The sequence below is a fragment of the Curvibacter sp. GW821-FHT01G03 genome, from assembly GCF_059422285.1.
This window is the reverse complement of the sequence record NZ_JBWKWP010000005.1, coordinates 237,704-252,186: the sequence shown is the minus strand read 5'-3', so window position 1 is coordinate 252,186 and position 14,483 is coordinate 237,704. Positions and strand designations below refer to the sequence as shown.

Sequence of the window (14,483 nt, the reverse complement as noted above, 5' to 3'; positions counted from 1 at the left end):
ACGGATGACCGATCTTGCCTCTGTGCCCGCCGCCTCGGACGCCACCCACGACTGGTCCAGCCGCTTCTGTGCCCTGGGCCCCACCTTCTATACCCTGTTGAACCCCAGCCCCCTGCCCGCACCGGTGTGGGTGGGCCGCAGCGAGGCCGCGGCCCGCAGCCTGGGCTTGAATCCGGACTGGCTCGAATCCGACGAAGCCCTGCAGGTGCTCACCGGCAACCAATTGCTCCATGGCATGCGGCCGCTGGCCAGCGTCTACAGCGGCCACCAGTTCGGCGTCTGGGCCGGGCAATTGGGGGACGGGCGTGCCATTTTGCTGGGCCAGACGCCCTCGGGCGATGAACTGCAGCTCAAAGGCAGCGGCCGAACCCCCTACTCCCGCATGGGCGACGGTCGTGCCGTGCTGCGCTCCAGCATCCGTGAATTTTTATGCAGCGAGGCCATGCACGGCCTGGGCATCCCCAGCTCCCGTGCGCTCAGTGTGACGGGCTCGCCGGCGCCGGTGCGGCGCGAAACCATCGAAACCGCCGCCGTGGTGGCCCGCACGGCGCCCAGCTTCATCCGCTTCGGGCATTTCGAGCACTTTGCCGCCCGCGATGAACTGCCTGCACTGCGTCAACTGGCGGACCACGTGATCGACCAATTCATGCCTGAGTGCCGCGAACACCCCCGCTGGCCCGGCAAGCCTTACGCCGCCCTGCTGGAACAGGTGAGCGAGCGCACAGCCCGCCTGATGGCCCAATGGCAGTCAGTGGGTTTCTGCCACGGGGTGATGAACACCGACAACATGAGCATCCTGGGGCTGACGATTGACTACGGCCCATTCCAGTTCCTGGACACCTTCGACCCGGACCACATCTGCAACCACAGTGACAGCCAGGGCCGTTACGCTCACCAGCGTCAACCCAACATCGCCTACTGGAACCTGTATTGCCTGGCCCAGGCCCTGCTGCCGCTGATCGGCGAGCAAGACGATGCCCTGGCCGCCCTTGAGTCGTACAAAACGGTGTTCCCTGCCAGTTTCGAGGCCCGCCTGCGCGACAAGCTGGGCTGGTGCGAGCCCCGGCCGGGCGACGGCGAACGAATCGACGGCACGCTGCGCCTGCTGGCCCAGCAGCGTGTCGATTTCACGATCTTCTGGCGCCGCCTGAGCTTGGCGGCCGGCAACGCCGATTACGGCCCCGTGCGCGATCTGTTCATGGACCGAAGGGCCTTTGACGACTGGCTGCCAGGTTACCTGAGCCGGGCCCAGGCCGACTGCGGCACGCCGGATGCCGCCCGGATGCTGCGCAGCAACCCCAAATTTGTGCTGCGCAACCACCTGGGCCAGCAAGCGATTGACAAGGCCCAGGCCGGTGACATGTCCGAGGTGCACACCCTGCTGCAACTGCTGGAGCGCCCCTTTGACGAGCACCCAGGTCACGAGGCCTATGCCGACTTCCCGCCCGATTGGGCGTCTTCCATCTCCATCAGCTGTTCATCATGACCTCTATCCACAAGACCGATGCCGAATGGCAGGCCGAGCTGGCCGCCAAGGGTGCCGAGCCCGGCGCCTTCCAGATCACTCGCCAGGCTGCCACCGAACGACCCTTCACGGGCAAATACGAAAGCCACTGGGCCCCTGGCACCTACCACTGCATGTGCTGCGGCCAGAAGCTGTTCGACGCCGACACCAAGTTCGATGCGGGCTGCGGTTGGCCCAGCTTCTGGCAGGCAGCGCTGCCCGGCGCCATCCGCGAAATCGTGGACCGCAGCCACGGCATGGTCCGCACCGAAACAGTTTGTGCACAATGCGGGGCTCACCTGGGCCATGTCTTTGAAGACGGCCCGGCCCCGACCGGCCTGAGGTATTGCATGAACTCGGCCTCGCTCAACTTCGAACCCAAAGCATGAAGCTGCTTCTCGACTTTTTCCCGATCCTGCTGTTTTTCGCAGCGTTCAAGTTCGCCGGCATCTACGCGGCCACCGCCATCGCCATCGTGGCGACCATTCTGCAGATCGGCTACCTGCGCTACAAGACCGGCAAGATCGAGCCCATGCAGTGGATCAGCCTGGGGGTGATCGTGCTGTTTGGAGGCGCCACGCTGATCTCGCACAACGACACCTTCATCAAATGGAAGCCCACGGTCCTTTACTGGCTGATGGGCTCAGCTCTGCTGATCGGGCAACTGGTCTTCAAGAAGAACCTGCTCAAAAGCCTGATGGGGACCCAAATGGAGTTGCCCGAAGACGCCTGGCGACTGACGCAATGGAGCTGGGTGGGCTTTTTTGCCGTGATGGGCTGCCTGAACCTGTGGGTGGCCTACCACTTTGACACCGATACCTGGGTCAATTTCAAGCTGTTCGGCGGCATGGGCCTGATGTTTGTATTTGTCATCGCGCAGGCCCTGGTGCTGTCGCGCTACATGAAGACCGACGACGCCAAGGATCCCTCATGACGCAGCAGGCTGTCACCGCCCAGGCCATTGCCGACACGCTGCGCGTGGCCTTGCAGACCCACACCCTGGAAGTACTGGACGAAAGCGCAGCCCATGCCGGCCATGCGGGCGCCAACGGCAGTGGTTCGGGCACCCATTTCAGGGTGCGCATCGCCTCGCCCTTGTTTACGGGCCGTTCACGCGTAGCCCAGCATCGGCTTGTGTATGATTCGCTGCGAGATTTCATGGACCAGGGCCTGCATGCCCTCGCCATCGAAGTGCTTTAACCGCCTTATTTGCTTTAACGCCCACCAGGCTTGTCTATCCATCAGGCCCCAAGGCCCCAACATCTCCGGATTTTCTGAGGAACAAGGATGAAGAAACTGTCTCTGGGCAGCATTGCTGCTGCTGCCATTGCCGTTACGCTGGCCCTGCCGGCCTCGGCGCAAAACATTGCCATCGTGAATGGCAAGGCAGTGCCCAAGGCCCGCGCCGAAGCGCTGGCCCAGCAAGTGGCCCGCTCCGGCCGCCCGGTCACCCCTGAGCTGGAAGGCCAGATCAAGGACGAAGTGATCGCCCGTGAGATCTTCATGCAGGAAGCCCAGAAGCTGGGTCTGGACGCCACCGAAGACTTCAAGACCCAACTCGAACTGGCCCGCCAGACCATCCTGATCCGCGAACTGTTCGCCGACTTCCAGAAGAAGAATCCGGTCACCGACGAGGAAATCAAGGCTGAGTACGACAAGTTTGCCGCCGCCAACGGTGGCAAGGAATACAAGGCCCGCCACATCCTGGTCGAGAAGGAAAGCGAAGCCAAGGACATCATCGCCCGCCTGAAGAAGGGTGCGAAGTTCGAAGACATCGCCAAGAAGCAATCCAAGGACCCAGGTTCGGGCGCCAAGGGCGGCGATCTGGACTGGGCCAACCCCGGCAGCTACGTGAAGGAATTCACCGAAGCCCTGATCAAGCTCAACAAGGGCCAGACCACCGACGCCCCGGTGCAAAGCCAGTTCGGCTGGCACGTGATCCGTCTGGACGACGTGCGCCAGGCTCAACTGCCCAAGATCGACGAAGTCAAGCCGCAGATTGCCCAGCAACTGCAGCAGCAACGCCTGGCCAAGTTCCAGGAAGACCTGCGCGCCAAGGCCAAGGTCGAATAAGACCCCACCTTGCCGGTTCCATCAAAAAAGCGGCTCAGGCCGCTTTTTTGTTGTCTGAAACCCCATCAGCCTTGGGCGAAGGCCCAGCGCCAGGTCATCAGTGCGCCCAACAGCACGGGTTGGTGCAGCATGTACCAGCTCAGGCTGATGCGGCCCAGGGGGCCCAGCCACCGGCCCCAGAGCGGCAATGGCCGGGTCAGCCAGGCCGGCTGCGAGCGCATCAGCCATTGGCCAGCGGCCAGCCCCCACCACATCACGCCCAGCCAGGGCAGCACGGGCACATAGTCCTCGGTCACCGGCTTGTGGCCGATCAGTCCCAGCCAGTTCAAGGCCCGGCCATCCAACACCGACAAGGCCGGCCAGACCTGGTGCAGCATCGGTGCAGCCCACGCGGCCCCCAGAGCCGCGGCGCCGGCAAGCCACAGCCAGCGCCCCCAGGCGGCGCTCAGGCGGGCCAGGATCAGCATCACCGCCAGGCCGTGCAGCACGCCGAAATAGATGAAGCTGTTGGGAAACATCAGGTACGAGCCCGCGCTGACGGCCAGTGCACAGGCCGCCACCTGGGCCCAGCGCCGCCAGAAGCGCGGCCAGCCCTGGCCCTGGGCCAGGGCCACCGATTGCCCCAGTCCGGCGCACAGCAGGAACAGGCTGACAATCAGAGTGCGCTGAACCGTCCAGAACGGGTCCTGGAAAAAGTTCTGGTGCAGCCACCCGAGGTGGTTGAGATCGAAGCAGAAGTGGTAGGCCGTCATCCACAACATGGCCAGCGCCCGCAGGGCGTCGATGGCGTCAAAACGGGCTGAATTCCGGGTCATGCCCTGAGTGTAGAGGGGCCGATGCATCCGGCTGATCGCCGCATCGTGGGCAGGGCCGCTAAAATCCGCCCTCCTCCTGTCCAGCCGACCGGTCACTGCCGGTGAGCCCACCCATGTCTTTGCTCAACCACCAAATCGAGCTTCTAGCCCCGGCACGCGATGCCGAGATCGGCATCGAAGCCATCAACCATGGCGCCGACGCCGTCTACATCGGTGGCCCCGGTTTCGGTGCCCGGGCCTCGGCCGGCAACGACATCCGCGACATCGAACGGCTGTGCCGCCATGCCCACCGTTTTGGCAGTCGCATCTTCATCACCCTCAACACCATCTTGCGCGACGACGAGCTGGAGCCCGCGCGCCAGATGGCCTGGGATGTCTACAACGCCGGCGCCGATGTGCTGATCGTGCAGGACATGGGCCTGCTGGAGATCGATCTGCCCCCGATCCAGCTGCACGCCAGCACCCAGACCGACATCCGCAGCGTGGAGAAGGCCCGCTTCATGCAAGACGTGGGCTTTTCGCAGATTGTGTTGGCACGTGAGCTGACGCTGGAGCAGATCCGCGACATCCATCAAGGCCTGGACCCCAACCGCTGCCAGTTGGAGTTTTTCGTGCACGGTGCCCTGTGCGTGGCCTACAGCGGCCAGTGCTACATCAGCCACGCCCACACCGGCCGCAGTGCCAACCGGGGCGACTGCTCGCAGGCCTGCCGCCTGCCCTACCAGGTGACCGACAGCCAGGGCCGCTTCGTGGCGCACGACAAGCACGTGCTTTCGATGAAAGACAACAACCAGTCCGACAACCTGGAAGCCCTGATCGATGCCGGCGTGCGCAGTTTCAAGATCGAAGGCCGTTACAAGGACATGGCCTATGTGAAAAACATCACGGCCCACTACCGACGCCTGATCGACGAGGTGATCGAATCGCGTGAAGGCTCCTACGATCCCGCCCGCCCGCCGCTGGCGCGGGCCTCCAGCGGCCGCACCCGCTTCACCTTCACCCCGGACCCCGACCAGAACTTCAACCGCGAGTTCACCGACTACTTTGTGAACGGCCGCAAGGAAGACATCGGTGCCTTTGACACGCCCAAGAACCCCGGCCAGGCCATCGGCTGGGTGACCCAGGTGGGCCCCAACTGGATCGAACTCGAAACCAGCAGCCCCGCCACGGTGCTGCACAACGGTGATGGCCTCTGCTATTACGACCTGCAAAAAGAGCTGGTCGGCGTAGCGATCAATCGGGCCGAGCCAGCGGCAGCCGGCAAGGTGGGGCAGTGGCGCGTCTTCCCCAAAGACCCGATGGAGGGTTTCAAGGACCTGCGCCGCGGGACCGAGATCAACCGCAACCGCGACATGGACTGGGTGCGCCTGCTGGAGAAGAAGTCGAGCGAGCGCCGCATCGGGGTGTGGGCTGCGCTGCAGGACACGCCGGATGGGTTTGAACTGCAGCTGACCGATGAAGAGGGTCACCAGGGCCATGCACGGCTGCAGCACCCGCATGAGCCCGCCCGCGATGCCCAGCGCAACGAGGCCAGCCTGCGCGAGCACCTGAGCAAGTTCGGCGCGACGGTGTTCGAACCCATTGATGTGAGCGTGGCCTTGAGCCAGCCCTGGTTTGTGCCCGCCTCGGTGCTCAACCCGCTGCGTCGGGACGCCATCGCGGCCCTGGAGACCGCCCGCGCGGCCGCCTATCAGCGCCCAGAGCGCGGGCAGGCCGTGCAGCCGCCAGTGAATTACCCCGAAGACACCCTCACCTACCTGGCCAACGTCTTCAACGACAAGGCCCGCGCCTTTTATGCACGCCACGGCGTGAAGGTGATCGCCGCAGCCTATGAAAGCCACGAGGAAGAAGGCGAGGTGTCGCTGATGATCACCAAGCACTGTGTGCGATTCTCGATGAGCCTGTGCCCCAAGCAGGCCAAGGGTGTGACCGGCGTGCAGGGCACGGTCCGGGCCGAGCCCCTCACGTTGATCAATGGCAAGGAGAAGCTCACGCTGCGCTTTGACTGCAAGCCCTGCGAGATGCACGTGGTGGGCAAAATCAAGCGATCGGTGCTGAACCAGGCCAAAGCCGAGCCCCTGACCTTCTACCGCACACGCCCTGACGCCAAGCCCCTGCACTGAGCCCACGCAGGGCCGGGCAAGTCCTGACCTGCGTCAAGAGGAGCCGCCGCCACATCCTGCCCACAGGGTCTTGGACATCCAGGAGATGGCTGCCAGAGGTATATTGATTTCACAGGGTTGCCACACCGTGGCAACCGGTTGTTGAAAGGAATCCTCATGCACATCCTCGTGCCCATCGACGGAACCGATTTGTCTCTGGACGCCGTCCGCTTTGCCATCCGCCTGGCCCATGACGGCCTGCAGGCGCATCTGCTGCTGGCCAATGTGCAATCCCCGGCGACCTTGTATGAACTGGTGAAGGCGCCCAACCCCGAGGTGATCGAGCAGATCAGCACCGCAGCGGGCAGCCATGCCCTGGAAAAGGCACAGGCCTTGCTGCATGCCGCAGGGGTGCCCCACCACACCGAGGTGGTGACCGGGGATCCGGTCCCGGCCCTGCTCGATCTGATCGAGCTCAAACGCTGCGCGATGGTGGTGATGGGCGGCCACGGCAAGAGCCTGCTGCGCACGGCGCTGGAGGGATCGGTGTCCCATGATCTGCTGCAGGCCTCTCCGGTGCCGGTGCTGATCGTCAAGCCCCCTGCACAGGACTGACCCAAGCCCAGGGCGCTGTTCAGTCGCCCTGCTGAAGAGCCAGCAGGCCGGCGTTGTCAAGCAGGCGGTAGCGCCGCCCCAGCCGGTCCATGGGCTCAAGAATCCCGTCGCGGACCAGGGCGCTGACCTCGCGGCTGACCGTTTCCAGCTTCAGATCCAGCATGGCGCCCATGTCCTCACGCCGGAACAGCAGCACCTCGTCGGGCTGCTCACGGATCTGCATCTTGCGCACCAAATGGCTGACCCGTTGCCGTGCCGACCCGAAATTGAGCTCGGCCAGCCAGTCATCCGCGGCCTTCAGGGCCCCTTGCCATTTGGCCATCAGTGCACCATGCAGGCGCGGGCTCTGGGCTGCCAGACCTTGCAAGACCGTCAGCGGTATCCGGCACACAAGCACATCGGATAGCGCAACGGCTTCGCTGTCGTAACGGCGTGTCACCAAGGCCTCCAGGCCCGCCACATCGCCGGGCCGCACCACGCGCACGATGCGCTGACGCCCGTCAGAGGTCAGGCGAACCAACTTCAGCAGCCCCTTGCGCAGGGTGAAAACCCCCTGTGCAGCCTGTCCCTCCGAGTACATGGATTCACCGGCCTTGTATTCGAGGTCGTCTATCGGGGCGTGGATCTGAGCGAAGTCGCGCTCATCCAGCTCGGCGAACAACGCCATGTCACGCACGGCGCAGGCGCTGCAGTCGGAGGTTCCGCGCCAGGCGGATTCGGTCTTGATGGGGATCATGGGCAATGCGCGCGAAAAATGCGTCGTCAAGCCCTGGATTGTGTCCCAGTTGCGCCGCACGAACCAACAAGATGCCCATCTTGCCGTCACGCCGCCCAGGACGGCCGGGCCTTTGTCAGCGTGTCAACGAGCGGTGTCCACAGGCAGCTTGCCCTGGATGAGCTGCAAACGTCGCGTCACATTGACCGCCTTGGCGGGGCGCTCCATCGCGGCTTGCTGTGCCATAAACCAGCCCTGCTGGGCAAGGCAGACCTTCTGTTCCTGGCGGGTCAAGGCCGCCAGCGCAAAACCAGCCACCAGGGCCAGGATGCTGATCGGGGTGAGTGCCGAGGTGCCCTGGCTGCTGAGCCCCATGGAGTGACCCGCCAGATGACCCCAGGCTGCGGCCAGGCCCAACACGATCAGGATGCGTGCAATCTGCCACTGGCGTTGGGCTTGGCTGGATCGCAAGGGTTGAACAATTTGTTTCATATTTTCTCCCTTGCGCGGATGATAAATCCAAACCGGCAACCGCTACCCAGGTCGATTGCAAATTGCCGTTTTCATCTCCCGTGTTGCGGCCAGCACACAACAAACTCAAGCGTTGCCCAGATCGCGTGGCCGACTGCGTTGTTGCTTGACCTGCCCGCGCTGACTCTTGTCCTGCAATCGCCGAAGGCGTGAACCACGGGTGGGCTTGGTCGCTCGCCGTGTCTTGGGAGGGACGGCCACTGAATCGATCAGCGCCTGCAAACGCTGCAAGGCTTCCAGCCGGTTTTGCTCCTGGCTGCGCTGGGTCTGGGCCTTGATCACCACCACACCCTCGGCGGTGATGCGGTGGTCACGCAGCCCCAACAGCCGTTCTTTCAGATCGTCGGGCAGGGAAGCATCGGGAATGCTGTAGCGCAGGTGCACCGCGCTGGACACCTTGTTCACGTTCTGGCCGCCCGCGCCCTGGGCACGGATGGCGCTGAACTCCACCTCTTCTTCGCGCACCACCGGGCCCGCGCCGGCGGGGGCTGGGTTGCGGGTTTCGTCGTCCGGGTCCACGCTCACCGCGGCCGGTACAGCTTGAACAGCTGCTCAGGCCCGACGCTGAAGTAGTCGGCCGGGCCACCCCCACGCAGCACGGGGCCGGCAGCGGCCGTGTCAAAGATGCCGTCGCGCAACAGGCTGCGCTCGATGTGCACCGCCACCACCTCACCCAGCACCAGCCAGGTTGGCACGGTCTCGTGGGCCGCGGTCTGGAGTTGGAGCAACTGGGTCAGGCGGCATTCGAAGTTGACCGGGCTTTCGCCCACCCGTGGCGGCTTCACCAGACGCGAGGCCTTGGGCGTCAGCCCTGTCAGTTCGAACTCGCTGACCTCAGGCGGCACGGCGGCGCAGCTCTGGTTCATGGGCTCGACCAGTGGCCGGTTCACCAGGTTCCAGACAAACTCCCCGGTCTGCTCGATGTTGCGTACCGTGTCCTTGTACCCAATGCTGGCGAACCCCACGATGGGCGGCACGTAATTGAAGGCATTGAAAAAGCTGTACGGAGCCAGGTTCAAGGCGCCGTCAGCCGAGCAAGTCGAGATCCAGCCGATGGGGCGCGGCCCCACGATCGCGTTGAACGGGTCATGCGGCAGGCCGTGGCCCTGGGCTGGTTCGTAAAAATAAGCTTCGTTGTCCAAGGGGTCCTCACTCGATGACGGCACAGGCCGATGCTTCAGCGAAATTTCAGCGCAAATTTCAGCGCAGGTGGCCCCAAAACAGCAGGGCATCGCGCTCGTCCACCGACAGCGACACGGGCGCGCCCACCGGCAGCAAGACCTTGGTGGCCACATGACCATGCGGCAGGCCGGTCAGCACCGGCACCTTCAGCTGGCTGCGCAGCCACTGCACCACTGAGTCGAGCTTGAAACCCTTGTCATGGGGCGTTAATTTGTACTCATTGAACTGGCCCAGCACGATGGCCTTCTGGCGGGCCAGCAGCCCGGCATGCAGCCACTGGGTGAGCAAGCGCTCCAGACGGTAGGGGTGTTCGCCGATGTCTTCGAAAAACAGCACCCCGCCCTTGATGTCAGGCAGGTAGGGGGTGCCGATCAGGCTGGACAGCACCGCCAGGTTGCCGCCCCACAGGGTGCCCTGCTTGACCGTGAAGGGCTTTTGCACCGGCGCGGTGGCCGCGGCGGCCGTGCCTTTGCGGGGGCGTGGCAACTCCCAGCCGGCCCCCTCGCCATGGCCGCTGAACAGGTCGTCCAGGCAGGCCAACATGATGTCGTCGGGCTCTTCTTCGGTGCCCAGGTCGGCCCCCAAGGCTGGGCCGGCCCAGGTGATGGCGCCCGTCTTGGCCAACACGGCATTCTGGAAAGCGGTGAAATCGCTGATGCCGACAAATTCGGTGCCGCGCTCAACGGCTTTGGCAATCGCCTTGTAGGGCAGTTGGGGCAGCAGCCGTGTGAGGCCATAGCCGCCACGCGAGATCAGCGCGATGTCGGCACCGCTGGCGGCCGCCCGGCCAATGGCGGCAAGACGGGTGTCGTCATCACCCGCAAAACGGGTGTGGCTCGCCAGGGCATCGGGGTCGATCTCCACTTCATGGCCCATGGCCCGCAACCGGGCCACCCCACGGCGAAAGGCTGCCTTGTCGCGCACCGCGCTCGAAGGCGAATAGATGTAGATGTGCTTGGGGCCGTGGTCGTGCCCACAGGCCGCGTGGTCGTGATCGTCGAAGTCTGACAAAGTGCTTGTCCGCCGGCCTGGGGGCCGCGGCTCCTTGGTTGTGCGGGGCCTGCAGCCACCGCGGTTCATGGCTTGAAGTATTCCACAGCCCGGCGGGCAATCGGCTCACCGTGCTCCTGAACAAAATGCCCGGCCTCTGGCAATACCCAGGGCTCGGGGCATGCCCGTATCTGCTCACGCAGGCGCTGCATCACCGGCAGGCCCAGCACGGGGTCGGCTGCCCCCACCACCAGCAGGCTGCGACCGGCCCACTCTTGCTGCCAGAAATCCCGGGCCTGGCGCGACAGCGCGGCCCCAGCCGACCCGGGGTGCTCGGGCACCATGGGTGGGAAGGCCTGCAGCGCAGCGCGATGCCCTCGATCGGGAAACGGCGCGTTGTAGGCCGCGCACTCCTCGGTGCTGAGCGCGGGCACAGCCCGTGCCATCAGGCGCCCCACGTCGAACAAAGGCTTGCTGCGGCACATCTCGCGCCAAGCCAGAAAGCCTGGGGACAAGGGCTCCTCACCGGTGGCGAGCAGGGTGTTCATGGCCAGCAGGCCCTGGTAGCGCGAGGGCTCGGCCATGGGCAGGGTCAGGCCCAGAATGCCGCCCCAGTCCTGCACCACCAGCACCACGCGTTGCAGATCCAGGCGCTGCACCAATTCGAGCAGCACCTGGCGATGCCAGTCGAATTGGTGAGCGGCCGGCTTCTTGGGCTTGTCGCTGCGGCCGAAGCCCGGCATGTCGGGGGCCACCACCCGGTGCCCGGCGGCCAGCCACACCGGCAGCATGTGACGGTACAGGTAACTCCAGCCCGGGTTGCCATGCAGACACAGCCAGGTGATGGGCGCGTCGACAGGCCCCTCGTCCAGGTAATGCAGCCGCAATCCGGCCAGGGCCGGCAGATCGCTCAAGTACCGGGGCGCCCAAGGGTAGCCGGGCAGCGCGGCAAAGGCATTGTCGGGTGCGCGCACCGCGTCGTCACGCAGCGGGTGGGCCGCTCTGGCCTGCTCACGCTGAGTCGCTCGCCGGGCCTGAAAAAAATGCTGCAGGGCCAGGCTGCAATCGTGCTCGGCCACGCCACCCTGCACCGTGGTCTGATGGTTGAGCTGGGCTTGCCCGAACAGATTGAGGACCGAACCCGCCGCCCCGGTCTTGGGCTCGGCAGCACCAAAGACCACGCGGTCCAGACGGGCCTGCAGCAGGGCCCCGCTGCACATGGCACAGGGCTCCAGCGTGACGTACAGGCTGCAGCCGTCGAGACGGTAATTGCCCAGGGCCGCACCGGCCTCGCGCAGCGCCACGATCTCGGCATGGGCACTGGGGTCGTGCCGCGCAATGGTCTGGTTGTGGCCGCGACCGATCACACGCCCCGCCTTGACCACCACCGCGCCCACCGGGACCTCACCCGCGGCCGCCGCCAGTCGGGCTTCGGCCAAGGCCAATTGCATGAAGGCGTGGTCCATCGCGGATTGCGGGTCCGGTAGCGGGGTATCAGAAGCCGTCAACATGGTGTGCTCAATTCTCGTCGGGCATGGGCCGCGGCTTTTGCATCAGGGCGTCAACCGCCTCCTTGGTCTGCTGGGGCAGTTGGTTCAGGGGCACCGCCGCAGGCGGCGCACCGGCAGAACCGCTGGCCGCCGCCGGTAACGCGGGCCTGACCAGGGGCGGTGGCGCCACGGCGCTGCCCAGTTGCCGCTTCACCAGCAGGCCCGTGATGACCAGGGCCAGCACCAATCCGATCAAACCGATTCCACCACGCATCACAGATTCTCCTGAGGGACCAGGCCCAGACGTTGCATCCATTGAGCCAGGCCACGCGCAGCGTCGTTGTCGGCGCTGCGGTAGGCCTCGTACATGGCGGCGTGGGATTCGGGCCGGTGCTGGTTGAGTTTGAGCTTGCACTGCAGCGACTCGACACGGAGCTCGAATGCCACGATGCCGCGCAGCATGCCTTGGCGCCAATCGGCGTCCAGCCCGTGCCACTGCGCAGCGTAGCCCGGCTCGTGATCGGCGATCAACTGCTTGAGCAAGGCGTCTTTGGCCTCGGCCTCGTCAAGCAGCCGGGCCTGCACGGTCGCATGCACCGCCAGGTAGTTCCAGGTGGGCACTCGCGCCAGATCGGGGTAGACCGCCGGCGATAGATAGGCCTGCGGCCCCATGAAGGTCAGCACCGCACGCGGGCGCTGTTGCAGGTAGCGCCAGTGCGGGTTGGCCCGGGCACAGTGTCCCAGCAGCAGCGCCGGGCCCCCTGCCCCGTCCTCGGCTGCCAAATGCAAAGGCAGATGGGTGACATAGGGCAGACCGTCATCGTCGTTCGAGATCAGGCTGGCCAGGGGGTGCTCGCGCATCAGCGCGTGGGCCAGCGCCGGGTCCGAGCCGTCGAATTGCGGGGGCAGGTACATCGAATGAGCCTCTCTGCGTCAGAGCGTGACAAGTTCGATATTGTGTGCCAGACCGCCTGCTCTATGGCGCCCCCTGGGCACTGCCGCCCAGAGCCAGGTACAGGGTGACCTGGTTCTTGAGTTGCGAGAGCTGATTCTGCGCCCAGGCGGTTTCGGCGGTGCGGCGGGTCTCCTGGGCATCCAGCCACAGGTTCAGGGCCACGGAACCCTGGCGGTAGCGCACCTCGTACAGTTGTTCGCTGCGCCGGCTGGCGGCCAGCGAGCCGGCCAGCAGTTCGCCCTGCCGGGCCAGGGCACTGCGGTTGCTCAGGGCGTTTTCGACATCGCCCAGGGCCGAATAAAGCGTCTGGCGGAAGCTGACGACCGCACTCTCGTACTGGGTGCGGGCAATGGCGTTGTTCAGCTTCATGGTGTTGACCTGCAGGAACGGCAGGGTCACACCGGCGCCCAGCAAGGCATAGGGATTGGACAAAGCCTGCCCCAAAGCCAGGCTGCTGCTGCCCAGGGCCCCGGTGAGGGTGAGCGCAGGGTAGTAGCTGGCGGCGGTGGCATCGGCGCTGGCCAGGGTCTCACGCAGGCGCAACTCGGCCGCACGCAGGTCGGGGCGTCGACCCAGCAATTGGGCCGGCAGCCCGGGCGCCACCTCGGGCATGGCCTGCAGCGGCAAGCGCTGCGGCTCGGTACCCAACCAGGGCTGCAAGGCCGTGTCGCTCGGCGCCACATCCAACAACAGGGCCAGGGTGGTGCGGGCGCTCAGCCGCTGCTGCTGCAGGTCGGCCAGCGTGGCCTTCTGGCTCAGCACCGTGGCCTCAGCCTGACTGATCTCCAGGGCCGACACCGCACCGGCCCGGTATTGAGCCTGGACCAGGTCTCGGGTCTTTTCGGCGTAGGCCACGCTTTGCTCACCGGTGCTGATGCGCTGGTTCAGGTAGGCCAGTTGCCAGTAGGCCTGCAGCACGCTGCCGATCAGGCTCAGGCGGGTGGCCTGGCGATCCTGCTCGGTGGCCAGCGACTCCCAGCGCGACACATCGCTCAAGCTGCCCAGGCGGTTCCACAAATCGGCCTCGTAACTGACTGAGACGCTGGCGCCGCTGCTGCGGGTGCTGGCCCCGCCGTCCAGCGGCTTCTGGCCCTGGGTGCTGACGCTGCCTGCGAGGGTGGGCCAGCGGTTGCGTTCCGCCAGTTCGGCCTGCAGCCGCGCCTTGCGCACCTTGAGGGCCGCCACGGCCAGATCGTTGTTGCGGCTCAGGGCCGCCTCGACCAGGGTGTTGAGCTGCGGGTCGCCAAAGGCGCCCCACCAAGTATCAGGCCCATCGGCGGGGGCCGTCACCACGGCGCCTGGGTGTGACCAGGCGCCGGGCACGGCCACCTGGGGCGCCTGGTAAGGGGTGCGCACCGAGCTGCAGGCCCCGAGCAACAAGCCCTGTGCCAGGGCCAGTACCAAAGCAAGCGGCAGCGCAAGTCGATGCGGGGCCGGTGTCTTGGGCTTTGAAAAAGGAAGGTCCATCATGAAATCGTTGCGCCACAGCGCCTTGTGTCCAGGGGCGTCCA

General features: G+C 65.4%; 17 protein-coding genes. 7 read left to right on the top strand and 10 right to left on the bottom strand.

The window, feature by feature from the left end; translation table 11 throughout:
• Positions 1-4: 4 nt before the first annotated feature.
• The 5 genes from AC07VS_RS09000 (at position 5) to AC07VS_RS08980 (ending at position 3,577) form a co-directional block, all read left to right on the top strand.
• Entirely contained in the window at positions 5-1,486 is a 1,482-nt protein-coding gene (locus AC07VS_RS09000; protein ID WP_494750762.1) for a protein adenylyltransferase SelO, read from the top strand.
• On the top strand, positions 1,483-1,893 hold the full coding sequence (gene msrB, locus AC07VS_RS08995; RefSeq protein WP_492345543.1) for a peptide-methionine (R)-S-oxide reductase MsrB: 411 nt from the start codon (positions 1,483-1,485) through the stop codon (positions 1,891-1,893). Before AC07VS_RS09000 ends, msrB begins: the two co-directional genes overlap by 4 nt.
• Positions 1,890-2,438 (top strand): septation protein A, encoded by a 549-nt coding sequence (locus AC07VS_RS08990; RefSeq protein ID WP_494656136.1) that lies wholly within the window; start codon positions 1,890-1,892, stop codon positions 2,436-2,438. The genes msrB and AC07VS_RS08990 overlap by 4 nt, the downstream gene beginning before the upstream one ends.
• Positions 2,435-2,704, top strand: a complete 270-nt coding sequence (locus AC07VS_RS08985) for a BolA family protein (RefSeq protein WP_492345545.1) — start codon at positions 2,435-2,437, stop codon at positions 2,702-2,704. Before AC07VS_RS08990 ends, AC07VS_RS08985 begins: the two co-directional genes overlap by 4 nt.
• A gap of 87 nt (positions 2,705-2,791) precedes the next feature.
• Positions 2,792-3,577, top strand: coding sequence for a peptidylprolyl isomerase (locus tag AC07VS_RS08980; RefSeq protein ID WP_492345546.1), 786 nt, complete (start codon positions 2,792-2,794; stop codon positions 3,575-3,577).
• A gap of 65 nt (positions 3,578-3,642) precedes the next feature.
• Here the strand turns inward: AC07VS_RS08980 and AC07VS_RS08975 are convergent, their stop codons facing one another.
• Positions 3,643-4,392 (bottom strand): heparan-alpha-glucosaminide N-acetyltransferase, encoded by a 750-nt coding sequence (locus AC07VS_RS08975; RefSeq protein WP_494750761.1) that lies wholly within the window; start codon positions 4,390-4,392, stop codon positions 3,643-3,645.
• 113 nt (positions 4,393-4,505) lie between these two features.
• Here AC07VS_RS08975 and AC07VS_RS08970 point away from each other — a divergent pair, with 113 nt between their 5' ends.
• Both AC07VS_RS08970 and AC07VS_RS08965 read left to right on the top strand, forming a co-directional pair.
• Complete coding sequence (locus AC07VS_RS08970; protein WP_494750760.1) at positions 4,506-6,515, top strand: peptidase U32 family protein; 2,010 nt, start codon at positions 4,506-4,508, stop codon at positions 6,513-6,515.
• A gap of 156 nt (positions 6,516-6,671) precedes the next feature.
• Positions 6,672-7,109, top strand: coding sequence for a universal stress protein (locus tag AC07VS_RS08965; protein WP_492345549.1), 438 nt, complete (start codon positions 6,672-6,674; stop codon positions 7,107-7,109).
• Between the two features lie 19 nt (positions 7,110-7,128).
• Here the strand turns inward: AC07VS_RS08965 and AC07VS_RS08960 are convergent, their stop codons facing one another.
• The 9 genes from AC07VS_RS08960 to AC07VS_RS08920 all read right to left on the bottom strand — a co-directional run bounded on the left by AC07VS_RS08960 (position 7,129) and on the right by AC07VS_RS08920 (position 14,442).
• Positions 7,129-7,845 (bottom strand): Crp/Fnr family transcriptional regulator, encoded by a 717-nt coding sequence (locus AC07VS_RS08960; RefSeq protein WP_494750759.1) that lies wholly within the window; start codon positions 7,843-7,845, stop codon positions 7,129-7,131.
• 123 nt (positions 7,846-7,968) lie between these two features.
• Positions 7,969-8,316 (bottom strand): hypothetical protein, encoded by a 348-nt coding sequence (locus AC07VS_RS08955; protein WP_492345551.1) that lies wholly within the window; start codon positions 8,314-8,316, stop codon positions 7,969-7,971.
• A gap of 105 nt (positions 8,317-8,421) precedes the next feature.
• Positions 8,422-8,874, bottom strand: coding sequence for an alternative ribosome rescue aminoacyl-tRNA hydrolase ArfB (gene arfB, locus AC07VS_RS08950; RefSeq protein ID WP_494750758.1), 453 nt, complete (start codon positions 8,872-8,874; stop codon positions 8,422-8,424).
• Positions 8,875-8,876: 2 nt separating this feature from the next.
• Entirely contained in the window at positions 8,877-9,497 is a 621-nt protein-coding gene (locus AC07VS_RS08945) for a flavin reductase family protein (RefSeq protein WP_494656140.1), read from the bottom strand.
• 58 nt (positions 9,498-9,555) lie between these two features.
• Complete coding sequence (locus tag AC07VS_RS08940; protein ID WP_494750757.1) at positions 9,556-10,548, bottom strand: LD-carboxypeptidase; 993 nt, start codon at positions 10,546-10,548, stop codon at positions 9,556-9,558.
• Positions 10,549-10,613: 65 nt separating this feature from the next.
• Positions 10,614-12,038, bottom strand: coding sequence for a tRNA adenosine(34) deaminase TadA (gene tadA / locus AC07VS_RS08935; protein WP_494750756.1), 1,425 nt, complete (start codon positions 12,036-12,038; stop codon positions 10,614-10,616).
• 7 nt (positions 12,039-12,045) lie between these two features.
• On the bottom strand, positions 12,046-12,291 hold the full coding sequence (locus AC07VS_RS08930) for a hypothetical protein (protein WP_494656143.1): 246 nt from the start codon (positions 12,289-12,291) through the stop codon (positions 12,046-12,048).
• On the bottom strand, positions 12,291-12,932 hold the full coding sequence (locus AC07VS_RS08925) for an FMN-binding negative transcriptional regulator (protein ID WP_492345557.1): 642 nt from the start codon (positions 12,930-12,932) through the stop codon (positions 12,291-12,293). Before AC07VS_RS08925 ends, AC07VS_RS08930 begins: the two co-directional genes overlap by 1 nt.
• A 61-nt stretch (positions 12,933-12,993) precedes the next feature.
• Positions 12,994-14,442, bottom strand: a complete 1,449-nt coding sequence (locus AC07VS_RS08920) for an efflux transporter outer membrane subunit (protein ID WP_494750823.1) — start codon at positions 14,440-14,442, stop codon at positions 12,994-12,996.
• Positions 14,443-14,483 lie beyond the last annotated feature (41 nt).